This window comes from Alkalihalobacillus sp. NPDC127517, assembly GCF_050276055.1.
Lineage (GTDB): Bacteria > Bacillota > Bacilli > Bacillales > Bacillaceae_D > Alkalicoccobacillus.
In genome coordinates, this window is record NZ_JBNNQX010000017.1 from 1 (window position 1) to 13,700 (window position 13,700).

13 protein-coding genes are annotated in these 13,700 nt (G+C 43.3%); 2 read left to right on the plus strand and 11 right to left on the minus strand.

The genetic code is table 11. The features are described from left to right. Positions 1-203: 203 nt before the first annotated feature. Both ACQKKO_RS18585 and rsgA read right to left on the minus strand, forming a co-directional pair. The gene (locus tag ACQKKO_RS18585) at positions 204-572 is read right to left on the minus strand and encodes a DoxX family protein (protein ID WP_498649824.1); all 369 of its coding nucleotides are present in this window, start codon (positions 570-572) and stop codon (positions 204-206) included. A gap of 76 nt (positions 573-648) precedes the next feature. After that, positions 649-1,698 (minus strand): ribosome small subunit-dependent GTPase A, encoded by a 1,050-nt coding sequence (gene rsgA / locus ACQKKO_RS18590; protein ID WP_498649826.1) that lies wholly within the window; start codon positions 1,696-1,698, stop codon positions 649-651. A 292-nt stretch (positions 1,699-1,990) separates the two neighbouring features. Here rsgA and ACQKKO_RS18595 point away from each other — a divergent pair, with 292 nt between their 5' ends. Next, complete coding sequence (locus ACQKKO_RS18595; protein ID WP_498649828.1) at positions 1,991-2,620, plus strand: NUDIX hydrolase; 630 nt, start codon at positions 1,991-1,993, stop codon at positions 2,618-2,620. On the opposite strand, the gene ACQKKO_RS18600 is transcribed toward ACQKKO_RS18595, so the two are convergent. The 9 genes from ACQKKO_RS18600 to solA all read right to left on the minus strand — a co-directional run bounded on the left by ACQKKO_RS18600 (position 2,617) and on the right by solA (position 12,618). Further along, positions 2,617-3,627, minus strand: coding sequence for an ABC transporter ATP-binding protein (locus ACQKKO_RS18600; protein ID WP_498649830.1), 1,011 nt, complete (start codon positions 3,625-3,627; stop codon positions 2,617-2,619). The genes ACQKKO_RS18595 and ACQKKO_RS18600 overlap by 4 nt on opposite strands. Then, entirely contained in the window at positions 3,620-4,552 is a 933-nt protein-coding gene (locus ACQKKO_RS18605; RefSeq protein ID WP_498649832.1) for a C40 family peptidase, read from the minus strand. Before ACQKKO_RS18605 ends, ACQKKO_RS18600 begins: the two co-directional genes overlap by 8 nt. Positions 4,553-4,557: 5 nt before the next feature. Next, a complete protein-coding gene (locus ACQKKO_RS18610; RefSeq protein WP_498649834.1) occupies positions 4,558-5,487 on the minus strand; it encodes a S66 peptidase family protein in 930 nt (309 codons plus the stop codon). Between the two features lie 58 nt (positions 5,488-5,545). Further along, positions 5,546-7,195, minus strand: coding sequence for a peptide ABC transporter substrate-binding protein (locus tag ACQKKO_RS18615; RefSeq protein WP_498649836.1), 1,650 nt, complete (start codon positions 7,193-7,195; stop codon positions 5,546-5,548). 29 nt (positions 7,196-7,224) lie between these two features. After that, the gene (locus tag ACQKKO_RS18620; RefSeq protein ID WP_498649838.1) at positions 7,225-8,250 is read right to left on the minus strand and encodes an ABC transporter ATP-binding protein; all 1,026 of its coding nucleotides are present in this window, start codon (positions 8,248-8,250) and stop codon (positions 7,225-7,227) included. Between the two features lie 5 nt (positions 8,251-8,255). After that, on the minus strand, positions 8,256-9,188 hold the full coding sequence (locus ACQKKO_RS18625; RefSeq protein WP_498649840.1) for an ABC transporter permease: 933 nt from the start codon (positions 9,186-9,188) through the stop codon (positions 8,256-8,258). 4 nt (positions 9,189-9,192) lie between these two features. Further along, positions 9,193-10,122 (minus strand): ABC transporter permease, encoded by a 930-nt coding sequence (locus ACQKKO_RS18630; protein WP_498649841.1) that lies wholly within the window; start codon positions 10,120-10,122, stop codon positions 9,193-9,195. A 15-nt stretch (positions 10,123-10,137) separates the two neighbouring features. After that, a complete protein-coding gene (gene dppA / locus ACQKKO_RS18635; RefSeq protein WP_498649843.1) occupies positions 10,138-10,962 on the minus strand; it encodes a D-aminopeptidase DppA in 825 nt (274 codons plus the stop codon). A gap of 522 nt (positions 10,963-11,484) precedes the next feature. Further along, a complete protein-coding gene (gene solA / locus ACQKKO_RS18640; protein ID WP_498649845.1) occupies positions 11,485-12,618 on the minus strand; it encodes an N-methyl-L-tryptophan oxidase in 1,134 nt (377 codons plus the stop codon). 143 nt (positions 12,619-12,761) lie between these two features. Here solA and rarD point away from each other — a divergent pair, with 143 nt between their 5' ends. Beyond that, positions 12,762-13,685 (plus strand): EamA family transporter RarD, encoded by a 924-nt coding sequence (rarD, locus tag ACQKKO_RS18645; protein WP_498649847.1) that lies wholly within the window; start codon positions 12,762-12,764, stop codon positions 13,683-13,685. Positions 13,686-13,700: the final 15 nt, after the last annotated feature.

Below are 13,700 nucleotides of genomic sequence, written 5' to 3' on the forward strand. Positions count from 1 at the left end.
CATCTTAACGGAGGACTTTTTTTGTGTAAATAGGTCAAAAGAAAACCCACAGGAATGCTCCTACGGAACAGAACGCGGTGAAGACACTGTAGCGGTGCTTTTTCCGCGAAAGGGGCTGAGGCCGTTCCCGCAGGTGCGAGGGATTCTACTGTAGCGGATACCTTGCTATGTTCGTGTTATTGTTAGGTTTTACTTTTTATGCTCTAATCTTTGGAAACCGCTAGCACCCACCAGATCAGTAAAGGCTGAAACAGCAGCCGAATCCAAAGAATGACTGGATTCGTATAATCATCCCACGGCGCAGGAATTTCCTCTATCGCCATATAAATATTTGCCGGAAAGATTAAGACTAAATAAATAGCCGTTATGATTCCTGTTAGCCGTCGTGTTTTTGGTACAAGTAGAAACACGGCCAATATCCATTCAATGACTCCAGTTACATAGACAATCGGATATTTTAACGGGACCCACTCTGGAAACATACGTGCAAAGCCATCATCCATGGTAAAGTGACCTATTCCTGCAATCACAAATAAGAGTGCAAATGCATATAAAGCGATTCGTTTCCCCATAAACTTGCTCCCTTCCTCTCTCATTGGAAGGATTCCTCTTTTTCCTGACTTCAAACGTATTTACTTTTAAAACAAGCTAGTTTCTTCTGCTCTTAGTGATTTGTTTCCATCGTTTCTTTTCTTTCATCATTTCTCGCTGATCTGTTTGCCTTTTAGCATAAGCCTGTTCTTTTAATAACTTAACGTACCCTTTGTATCGCTGCTCGCTGAGATCTCCATTCAAAATTGCTTCTTGCACCCGACATCCGGGCTCGTGATGATGCTTACAATCGTTAAACTTACACGAGTCTGCAAGGGCATAGATATCTTCATAGCTTTGTTCCAATCCAGTTTCAGCACCAAGCAGTTGTATTTCACGCATGCCAGGTGTATCAATAATAGCTGCACCATTTGGTAATAGAAAAAGTTCACGATGCGTTGTGGTATGCTTTCCTCGATCATCAGACAACCTTGTTTCGTTTACCTTCTGTACCTGGTGATCCATAAAGGCATTCGTCAGACTCGACTTGCCCGCTCCAGATGAGCCAAGTAGAGCAATGGTTTTACCCTCTTTGAGGTACTCTGATAATTGCTCCATTCCTTCTCCGGTTAAAGCACTCACTGCATGAATGGGTACACCAGGGCAAGCCCCCTCAAGCTGATCAAAGGTCGATTCAAGGTCTTGACACAAATCTCGTTTGCTTAGGACAATCACCGGATTTGCTCCACTCTCATAAGCCAGTAACACATAGCGTTCCATTCTTCTAGGATTAAAATCGTTTGTTAGAGCCATAACTAGCATAACGGTATCAACGTTTACGGCAACCAGTTGTTCTTCAAACGTGTAACCAGCTGCTTTCCGACTAAATCGGCTAGACCTCTCTAACACCTTATGAATGATGGCTTTGCCTTCGCCCTCTCTCACTGAGACAGCGACCCAATCACCAACCGCAGGAAAGTCCTGTCGATCAAATGCGTCAAATGCAAATTTACCAGACACTTCACTTAGAAGCTCTCCCGAAGCCGTAATCACTCGGTACAAACGTTTATGCTCTAGAACTACACGGCCAGGAATCATCTCATCTGTTTGAATCTGATCCCACTCTTCTTGTCTTTTTGCGTTCCAACCATATTTCGTTTCAATCAATTTTTGGTCATCTCCTTATAATTGAGCATCAAAAAAAGACCACGGTTCTCCGCGGTCTTCTCGTACATGTGCCTGCGGACAATGTCGCAGCCCACCAATGTGTATACACACTCAATAAAAAAGAAATCGATCCGTTAGATGGGCTGCTTTATGAAATTCTGCGTGTTTACATATGCGATTATCATAAAGCATCCCTCCTCAAGTTATTTGTTTAATCATACAGTATATGGATGTTTGAAACAAGCAAAATAAACAGATTTGTGCTAGTTTTATGAAAAAAGGATGTGGAGCCATGCAAACCGAACAGGTACGTATCTTTGACGAGCAAGGTGAGCCAATAGGTGTTAAATCCAGAGCAGACATTCATATGAACGGAGATTGGCATGAAACCTTTCATTGCTGGATGATTGGCAAACAAGATCAAATGTATTATGTAGACATTCAATTAAGAAGTGCTGACAAAAAGGATTTCCCTTCAATGTACGATATTTCAGCTGCAGGTCACCTGCAAAGCCACGAGGTAAAAGAAGATGGTTTGCGTGAGCTAGATGAAGAGCTTGGGATTAAAGTCGATTTTGAAAACTTGTTGCCACTCGGTACGATTGCCGATTCCATTACAACTCCATTCATTTTCGATAACGAATTCTGTCATGTTTACCTTTGTTATGCGATTCCTCATTCTGTACAGCAATATAACGTACAGATCGAAGAAATAGCTGGTATGTTCCGTATGCGTTGGTCGAACTTTAAAAGAATTTTTTCTTCTTTCAACGAAGAAGCTCATGCAACTGGTTTCTTAATAGAAGATGACCAAAAAAGTGTCACAACTGTATCGATTACAAAAAAAGATCTCGTTCCTCATAGTGATTCATATGTACAAGCATTCATTCAAGCAGTCGACCAAGTGATCGCTACCGGTTAATGTGACTTACTCGCAGCAGCTTCTTTTTGCGCTTTTGTTTCGTCCAGTAAGTGACAAGCTGTTAAGTGTCCAGTTCTCCACTCTTTTAGCAATGGTTTCGTGGTTGCACAGACATCCATGGCGTGAACACAGCGCGTTCGAAACACGCAGCCGCTTGGTGGATCAATAGGACTTGGCAGCTCCCCTCGCAAGATGATCCGCTCGCGCTTATCTTCAAGATCTGGATCTGGGATCGGTATAGCAGAAAGAAGTGCTTGCGTATATGGATGAAGCGGATTTGCATATAGAGAATCACTACTCGTGAGCTCTACAATCTCTCCTAAATACATCACGGCAATTCGATCACTGATGTGCTTTACCATCGACAGATCGTGCGCGATGAATAAGTAAGTAAGCCCTCTTTCTTTCTGTAGCTTCTTCAGCAGGTTGACTACCTGCGCTTGAATGGATACATCCAAAGCCGAGATCGGTTCGTCCGCAATGATAAGTTCTGGTTCAAGGGCTAATGCGCGTGCAATTCCGATTCGTTGACGTTGCCCTCCACTAAATTCATGCGGATATCTCTGGGCATGCTCCGCATCTAACCCAACCGTCTCAAGAAGTTCATGAACGCGCTGTTTTCTTTTTTTACCTTTATGTAACCCTTGAATATCCATCCCTTCTGCAATACTTTCCATAACAGTCGCTCGCGGATTTAGTGAAGCGTACGGATCCTGGAAAATCATTTGTATCTGCCGAGTGAGTTTATTTTTTTCTGCTTCAGTTGCCCTAAACACATCAACTCCGTTAAATGTCACCTCCCCTGCTGTTTTTTGGTACAAGCGAATTAAGGTCCTTCCAAGTGTTGATTTACCGCACCCAGATTCTCCGACCAGTCCAAAAGTTTCCCCTCTTTTTAAGGAGAAGGAGACATCATTTACTGCCTTTAACGTTTGATTTTTACCAACTGAAAAATGTTTTTTTAGATGAGATACAGTTAAAATATCGTCAGAGTGCTTATCAGACATATCTCGTACCTCCTTCAGTCAAAGGGGACCAAAATCGTCTTGAAATATAGTGTTCTTTTGTATAGATCCCACTAATTTTAATCTCTTCTATTTGTTTTCCTGTGTTTGGCGCATGGATCATTCGCCCCTCTCCCGAATACATCGCCACATGATGTACGCGACCCTTTCCTTCTTCATAGGCAAAATAAAGCAGATCACCAGGCTGCAAATCATCTGGATCGATCTTGATGCCTTGCTTTGCTTGTTCAGAAGCATCTCTTGGAATGGTTAGATCAAAGGCTCGGTGAAGCTGATAAACAAACCCAGAGCAATCAAACCCAAACCCACTCATCCCCGCCCATAGATAGGGAAGCCCTCTGAATGTTCTTGCGATCGCTACAAGCTGTTCACCTGATTCCGGCCATAAGCGATCATTCGGATACACAACTCGAATGTCTTCCTTACGCAGCTTTCCTTTTCCGATTGGCGTTTGAACAACGACCCAAGCCGCATCAGATTCAATAATTGGAAGACGTGTTTGAAAGCTAATCTCCATTCCGACCTCATGGTTCATGTGATAGAGAGTAGTCGTTTTTGCTTGAACAAACGCATAAGGATATGTCTCAATCAAGTTCGGGACGGCTTCAAGCTGATTTGAGGGGACCCATCCTGGATAACCAAGCTCTGATTTGGCCGTTGGCTGGTCCACCACATGTACCTCTGCCCAACCATTTTCCTCCCTCACTTTTAAAACCTCCTGACCAAACAATGCTTGCGTTTGAGTTCGATTTGAGGTGCAAAGGTCAAGTCGTTGTTCATGTGTAAGCTGATTAAGCCAATCTTGAATGTGTACAGGGTACTGCAGGGCTGGTTCATCAATCTCTCGGCTCGATTGGGGATCTGTCCAGATGGTTGCGACTGCGGTCCTGATTGCGCATCGTTTCATTTGAATCACTCTCCTTTTACACCAGGTTCAATTGAGATTCTACGTTCTGTTACATCAACTGTTGCCATCACCCCAAGAGGAAATGAAAGAGTAGGTGTACAGTGACCAGTCTGCATTCCAAAAATAGCTGGTGTGCCGGCCAGTGATAGATGGTGGGTAATAACCTCATCTACACCTTGTGAATTTTTTCGTTTAAACGGCTTGCATTCATGAAAGTCTCCAACGATGATTCCAGCTGCATCCTGTAGCTTGTTTGCTAGCCTTAACTGATTGAACATGCGATCGAGTTTATACGGTTCCTCTCCTACATCTTCAAGAAATAAGAGCTTATCTTTTGTATCTATTTCATACGATGTTCCAAGAGAACTTATGATCAATGAGAGATTGCCTCCAACAATGAGTCCGCTCACTTTCCTTCTTTCATTCGTGTTCATGACGCCCAGATCCGAGTTTGTTGTATCACAGGTAATCCTTGTGGGCTTAAACACCTGCTTTAAATAGGTCTCAGTAAAAGGATGAACCTCTCCCCCTAGATCACTACTCATCATCGGCCCATGAAACGTCACTAGACCTGTTTTTTGATAGATCACTTGATGCAAAAACGTGACATCACTATACCCCCAAAATACTTTCGGGTTCGCTTGAATCACATCAAAGTCAATGAGTTCAACGATTCTTGCTGATCCATACCCCCCATAAACACAAAACACACCTTTAATCTCAGGATCTTGAAACATTTCCATCAAATCGTCCGCCCGGTCCCTATCTGTTCCAGCTAGATAACCATCTGTTAAGTGGATGGAGCGCCCTACTTTTACGTTTAATCCATATCCTTCATAGAGCTTGATCCCTTTTTCTAGCTGACTAAGATTCGGAGGACTTGAAGGAGCAATCAGTCCAATCGTATCCCCTGGCTTTAATGATTGTGGCTTCACGTTTTGCCTCCCCTTTTCTGCAGAAAAAGGGTCCAGTTTCCCAGACCCTCCTCTAAGACTATTGCAAATCTGCCCACTTCAGTTCAATGTATCCGACAGGGTGACGAACGATCCCAGTCACTTCGTCTGCCTGTAGCAAAGGCTGGTTATAGAAGTAAATTGGGAAGATCGGAGCTTCTTCAAGAAGAATGTCTTCTGCCTGATGCATTAAGTCAAATCGAGTTTCCTCATCTGCCTCAGATTTCGCATCGGCAATGAGCTGATCGTATTCATCATTACTCCAGGCCGTCCGGTTCATGGAACTTCCTGTTATAAAGCTTTCCAAGTAATTGATTGGGTCTGCAAAGTCTGCTATAAACGATGAGCGCGAGAACTGCATTTCTAAGTTTTGTTGTGCTTCTAAAAACACATTCCACTCTGTATTTGCTAGAGTCACCTCTACATCAAGATGCTCCTTGTACATATCCTGTAGTACCTCTGCAATCAGCTTATGCTCATCACTTGTGTTATACGATAACGTAATCTCAGGCAGCTCCGAGTAACCCTCTTCTTCCATTCCTTGTTCAAGTAACATCTTTGCCTCTTCAGGATCAAAGCTGATCAGATCGCCACCCACATCACGGAAATCCTGTCCTGATGGCTCTGGAAATCCATATGCCACAAATCCATGTGCGGCGTTTTCTTGACGTTTTGTTACGTAATCAACAATCTCTTGCTGATCCACAGCCATCGAGAAGGCTTTGCGGATGTTCTGATTTTGGAAAGGTTCCATTTCTGTGTTAAAGCGATAGAAATACGTACCTGATTGATCTTCAAATTCCACCTCTCCATCAGCTATAAGCTGCTCGGCCAGTTCCGTTGGAATCGATGATGTATGAAGCTCACCTGTTTGAAACAATTGATACTCGGTATTCCGGTCACTGACCATTTCCCATACAACCCCATCTAACTGAACATTGTCCACGTCCCAGTACTCAGCATTTTTGTCCATAACTAGATTTGAATTGTGACTCCAGCTTGTTAGTGCAAAGGGTCCATTCCCTACAAACGTATCTGCTTCAGCAGCCCAGTTATCGTCAGCCTTTACTGTTTCTTGATGAACCGGGAAAAAGGCTGGATTGGAAATGATACTTAGAAAATATGCCTGTGGACTATTTAATGTCACTTCAAGCGTTTTATCATCTAGAGCATTAACTGCCATATCATCAGCTGAACCGTCTCCGCTGTTATACTCGCTTGCTCCTTCAATTAAATCCGTTAAAAACGCAGCATCAGCGGCTGTTTCAGGATTCGCAAGGCGTTTCCAAGCATATTCAAAGTCTCCAGCCGTTACAGGTTCACCGTTTGACCAATTGGCCTCCTCACGAATCGTGAACGTGTATGTTAGACCGTCATCCGATACATCCCAGCTCTCAGCTGTCGCCTCCTCTGGTTCATGTGTATCTCCGAGTCTCGTTAACCCTTCCATTAAGTTGTTTAAGATATTATATGAAACATTATCAAAGGCTTTGGTTGAATCAAGAGAAGTCGGTTCATTCTCGTTGTTCAAACGTAAGGTCTTATCTCCCCCACCTTCATTGTCCGTTGTTTCATTTTCATCATCTCCACTATCCCCGCCATCTGAACCCGTCCCTCCCGTTGTGGTACAAGCAGCTAAAACAACCATCAATCCAAGCGCAACGAGCATCATCACTAACCATTTTTTCATACCATGACCTCCTTTATCAGATTAAAAGATTAGACAGATTTCTTGTGGAGCGGAAATTCCTTCCCTAACGCCTGTTGTGCTCTTTCATCCTGCAACCAACAAGCCACATGGTGTCCTTGTTCAACATTGACTCGCTTTGGTTCCACTTGCGTACATACATCCATGGCGTAGTCACATCGATCAGCAAATGCACATCCTGTGGGTGGTGAGAATAAATCTGGCGGCGTACCTGGAATCGGGACAAGAGGGACACTTCGATCCGCATCCATTCTTGGAACGGAATGAAGTAATCCACGAGTATATGGATGCTGAGCTTTATAAAAGAGTTCCCTGCGATTGCCTTCCTCTACGATCTTGCCTGCGTACATCACATGAATTCGATCAGCTAACTGCGCCACGACACCTAGGTCATGCGTAATCATAATGATGGCGACACCCATTTTCCGTTGAATCTCTTTAAAGAGATCAAGAATCTGGGCTTGGATCGTTACATCTAAGGCTGTGGTTGGTTCATCAGCAATCAAAATCTCCGGATCACACATAAGAGCCATAGCAATCATGATTCGCTGTCTCATTCCGCCACTAAACTGGTGTGGGTATTGGGCTAAACGCTCCTTGGCATTGGAGATTCCGACTAGTTCTAGCATCTCTAGTGCTCTTTCTTTGGCTTGCGCTTTTGTGTGTCCTTGGTGATTAATCAACCCTTCCGTTAGCTGATCACCAATCGTTAGTGTCGGATTCAAAGACGTCATGGGATCTTGAAAAATCATTGCCAACTCACGCCCACGAATGGATCTCATTTTTTTATTTGAATACGCGAGTAGGTTCTCTCCCTTAAAGCGAATGGTGCCCTCAGTAATCTTTCCTGGCGGCTCAGCGATGAGGCGCATAATGCTTTGCGCAGTCACACTTTTTCCGCACCCACTTTCTCCAACAATGGCGAGTGTTTCTCCTTTTTCTAGCGTAAGATTTACCCCACGAACGGCATGAACGCGTCCACCATAGGTATGAAATGAAACATGCAAATTATTAACGTCTAATAATGGCTCGCTCACTGCATTTACCTCCTTAGCTTAGGATCGAGCGCATCCTGCAATCCGTCTCCTAACACATTAAATGCAAACATCGTAATCGATATGAAGAATGCCGGAAAAAACAACCTCCACCAAGCTCCAGATGTTAAGGTTCCAAGTGCATCTTCAGCCATCACTCCCCAGCTCGCATAAGGAGCTTGAACGCCTAGTCCAAGAAAGCTGAGAAAAGCTTCTGCAAAAATAGCTGATGGTACGGTTAATGTCATTTGAACAATAATGGCACCCACTGCATTTGGTAGAAGCGCTCTTCTGATAATGTGACTTGCTTTTCCCCCCAGAGTTCTGGACGCTAACACATATTCATTCGTTTTCAATTGTAGGACCTGTCCTCGAACAATTCGCGCCATTCCTACCCATCCTGTAACAGTTAACGCTACAATAATGGTAAATAAACCTGGTCCCATCACAACCATGAGAAGAATGACTACTAATAGATACGGGAGACCATATAATACTTCAACGACACGCATCATGGCATTATCCGTGCGTCCCCCTTTGTAACCGGATATCCCACCATAAATAATGCCAATCACACAATCGATCAATGCAGCCATAAACCCAACAAACAAACTAATACGTGCGCCGTACCAAGTGCGCGCAAACATATCTCGTCCTAAACTATCTGTACCAAACCAATGATCCATCGAAGGAGGCTGATTTGCATTGGTTCGTAATTGGTCCGTTACACTATGCGGACTGATGATGGGTCCAATGATGGCCATAACAACAAGGAGAATCATCATGATGAGTCCTGCCATTGCCAGTTTATTCTTTCGTAAACTTAACCAGGCAGCCTGCCAATAGCTTAAGGAGGGACGGACGACTCGCTCTGCCTTTTTATGATCCGGTTTCCTTCTTTTAAAAAGTTCATTTGAAACAGGTGAGTTCGTTTGAGGCATAGACTCACTCCTCCTTCTTATGGAGCTTAATCCGCGGATCAAGAATGCCGTACATAATATCTACGATTAAAAGCATGATCATCAAGATCCCACTATAAAAAATGGTTGTTCCCATAATGACCGGATAATCTCGGCTATTAATGCTTTCAACAAAGTAACGGCCCATTCCGGGAATCGCAAAGATCTTTTCAATGACGAAGCTGCCCGTTAATATGGAGGCTACTAATGTTCCAAGGATTGTAACCACTGGTAGTAATGCGTTTCGAAGCGCATGTTTAACGACAATTTTGAAAGGAGAAATCCCCTTTGCCTTCGCGGTTCGAATATAATCCTGTGTTAAAACTTCAACCATACTTGAGCGAGTGAGTCTTGCGATAATGGCCATTGGTGTTGTGCCAAGTGCTAAGGCTGGTAGAATCATATGCTTCCAGCTCGCCCATGTCCCTACAGGTAACAATCGCCATTGACCGGCTACTTGGTAGATTAACAGCGTGGCCAGAATAAAGTTCGGGACAGAAATTCCAATAACTGCAAAAGTCATCATACCGTAGTCGATGACACCGTTCCGTCTGAGCGCAGCAAGGATTCCAAGTGTAATTCCTGAGACGATAGCGACAACCAGTGCAACAATTCCAAGCTCAAGCGAAACAGGAAACCCACGTGAGATCAACTCATTCACAGTGGTTGGAGATTGTTTAATCGAAGGTCCGAAGTCAAATTGTGCGAGTGAGACAAGATAATCAACATAGCGCACATATAACGGATCATTCAGCCCAAAGTGCTCCTCCATATTGGCTTGCACCGCTGCATTCGTTGTTTGTTCTGTGTTAAGCGGAGAACCGGGAACCGCATGCATCAATATAAACGTTAAGGTGATGATGACCCACATGGTGACAACCATTCCGAGCACTCGTTTTCCAATATATTTGAGCATGATTCACCTACCTTCTCAGCAGAATGCTGTTCTCATGGCAAGCTCTGTCATGACAAGCATTGCTCTATAGGCTTCCAAAACATCCTTCGCCTCAAAACGAACTGTTGTTGTCCCTTCTTCAATAGCTGCGCCTGGCATTAATGCGGCCCATTCTGCTTGACCATAGTTAGCAAATTCAATTCGTAGAACTGGGTGATCTGGTGGGATAAGTGGTTTGACGTTGTGCTGATTATGTAGTGCAATCTTTGTTTTTTCCCTGAGCAGCTCTCCTGCTTTTTGAGGAGTTAGGCACAGGGCAGAGGATCTTGATTGTTGTTCTTTTACAATGGCTGTGGTGACATTCGGAATCAGAGCTTCAGCCTCTTTCGCTGTCTCGTTATCTCCACTAACCATTAATACAGGTACGCCATAATACCCTGCGACATATGCATTAAAGCCCATTTCTCCTATTTCATGATCATTAATGTACATTGTACGAACACCAAAAATCATCGTATGGCTCATGACTCCTCTTTGAGAGGCTCTCGCATGGTACCCTAGAAAAAAAGCTCCGCTAAACGTATCGTTTAATCCTTGAACCATCGAAAATGGTTTCACATCTCCTGTGATTAGCTTTGCTTCCGTATGTAACTCTTCGATTAAAAGGTTATTCATTTTTGAATGACTGTCATTCACAATGATCTCTTGCCCACCTTGCTTAAAGGCTTCTTCAATGACATGATTCGCTTCAGCCGTCATCAACGACTGCCCGCGCCTGTAGTGAGTTCTAGATGAATCAACAAATGTATCATCTGCGAAACCCGTAATTCCTTCCATATCCACTGACAGATAGAGTTTCATAGCATCCTCCTCGTTGATGAAATTCCAATAAGTTACCTAATTATCAAAGAAATCAGACAAATTGAAAAGCATTTCGTGAGGTTATATGACAAAAACTAGGGTGTATCATGCTTAATGAAAGCGTTTTCTTATTTAAGTATACCTGTTCCTTTATTTGGATTTCAATAAAAAGATATCGTTTTAAAAACATAATAGAACTTCGGTGTCTCTTATCTTCTTAATTCAACTTTTTATACGTTTGCTACTTGAAGGATTTGGGAAATAAAATAATTCGAACGAGGCTAGCGAACTTAGCAAATAATCCGCTACAGGAGAATCCCTCGCACCCGCGCGGAACGGCCTCAGCCCCTTGCGCGGAAAGGGCACCGCTACAGTGTCTTCACCGCGTTCTGTTCCGTAGGAGTCTCGGATTCTCCTTCCGCTCGTCGTAGTAATAGAAATACGAATGGCGAATGATTCTACAATTGAATTATTCGCCATTCTTAATGATTTTAAGTTACGTCCCTAGCTCTTCTATATTCATTACGTAAAACGGCTCAGCTTAAAGGAATCGATTGAATGGATTAGTGGTTGGTCTAATGCCATTTCACTTAAGAGCTTTCCAATGACACTTGCAAATTTGAATCCATGTCCGGAGAAGCCTCCTGCAAGAATGATGCGCTCATCCAATGGATGCCAATCGATTATAAAGTCTTCATCAGGCGATTGATCATAGATACATACAGCACCACGCTTCAGCTCGCCCGCAGCTTTTGGAACATGTACATCAAGTAGCTGTCTCAGCTCCGGCTCGTCTTCTTCATACGCGCCAAATGTTCGGTTTAATTGCTCGGGTTCTACAAGCTGTCCCCCGTCATGTCTGCCAATTTTAAAGCCTGCTCCCTTGTAGTCTGGGAAGGCATAATATAATCCGAATGACGTGTTAAAGACGATGCATGGAAAAGAACAAGAGTCGAATGTATTCTCTGCCTTAGGTTCGAACCAGGCAATTGTTTTTCGGATCGGCTGGATGGGCATTTTTACTTCTGGCAAGAGCTTATGAGTCCAAGCACCTGCAGACACAATGACTTTACCCGCATGAAATCTACGCTGCTCTGAAACAACTTCTACACCCTCTGCTACTGGATTCACATGCATGACGGACTCACTTGCAAAAATATCTACCCCGAGTTCCAGAGCAAGCTCCTTATAAGCTTGTACACATTCCTCGCTTAATAAAAAACCAGCTAACGTATCCAACACTCCTTTAGAAGTGTCAGGCAGGTTTATGTCTGGCCACCTTTCTTGAATGTCACTCGCTGTTAACACTTCATGAGGAAGCGAGTGAGTTGTTGAACTATGTAATACTTCATTTAAAAAGTCTGATCCGTCTTCCCCCATGAGCAAAGCACCTGTTTGCACATAAAGAGAACGATTCGATTTTTGCTCAAGCTCTCTCCAAAGCGCGTACGCATGTTTAACTAGAGGTACATAGCTTTCACCTTCACTGTACCCAAAGCGCATCATTCTTGTTTGTCCGTGGTGACTCCCTGTTTCATTTGGAATTGTATCACGATCTAAGACGGCTACATTGTGACCGGATCTAGCTATATAATAGGCCGCTGCGATTCCCATAGAACCCCCACCAACAATGACAACATCATATGACTTTTTCATCTCATCACTTCCTTTTTTGTAGTCTAGCGAATTTTCATTCAAATGGGTAGAGGTTATAAATTTAAATCTTTCCATTCCCTAAATAAGTGATGTATGATTAGACATCATAGCATATGAAATTTAGATGTAAATCAGGTGAACGTATGAATAAGCAAAATGAGTCCGCCGTAGCTGTTTTACTTGGAGCAGGTGCGTATGTTCTTTGGGGAATTATGCCCTTGTATTGGAAAATGGCTGGAGATGTCTCTTCTGCAGAGATCCTCGCCTACCGGATTATCTGGGCGTTTCTTTTTATGATCATTGCCCTCGCTTTAATGGGTAAACTAACGGAAGTTCTTCAAGAAATGAAAAAGATCTGGGCTCACAAAAAGAGTCTATTTGCTATATCAGCTGCATCGATTCTAATTACAGCCAATTGGTTTATTTTTATTTTCGCTGTGAATAGCGACCGGATTATTGATGCAAGTCTTGGTTATTATATTAACCCTCTCATGAATGTCGTGCTGGCAACAGTTATTCTAAAAGAGCAGCTGGCCAAACTTGAGAAAGCTGCTGTAGCACTCGCCTTTGTTGGAGTGATTGTGTTAACCCTGTATTACGGTCATGTGCCATGGGCATCGATCTTACTTGCGATCTCATTTTGTTCATATGGCTTCATTAAACGCTCCGTGTCTATTAGGCCTTGGACTGGACTAACGGTTGAGACTCTTTTAATGACACCTTTTGCCTTACTCTTCTTATTTTTGTTACCAGAAGCCGCGTATTTTTCTGAATCGGTTCCGACGATGTTTGTCTTAGCCGGTACAGGCGTGATCACAGCTGTTCCACTTCTTTTATTTGCAGTTGCTGCTCAAAAGCTCAGCTTCACGGTGATCGGATTCTTGCAGTATATCGCTCCGACGTTTATGCTTATTATTGGAGTCTTCCTTTATAAAGAACCATTCTCAAGCATCCAGCTTATTGCATTTATTTGTATTTGGATTGCTTTAGGCTTGTTCACGTATTCGAAGCTACAAACAAGAAGACGACTAAAGAAATTAGCACGTACCACACAACAACCAGCTTAGTGTTTCCATTTGAAA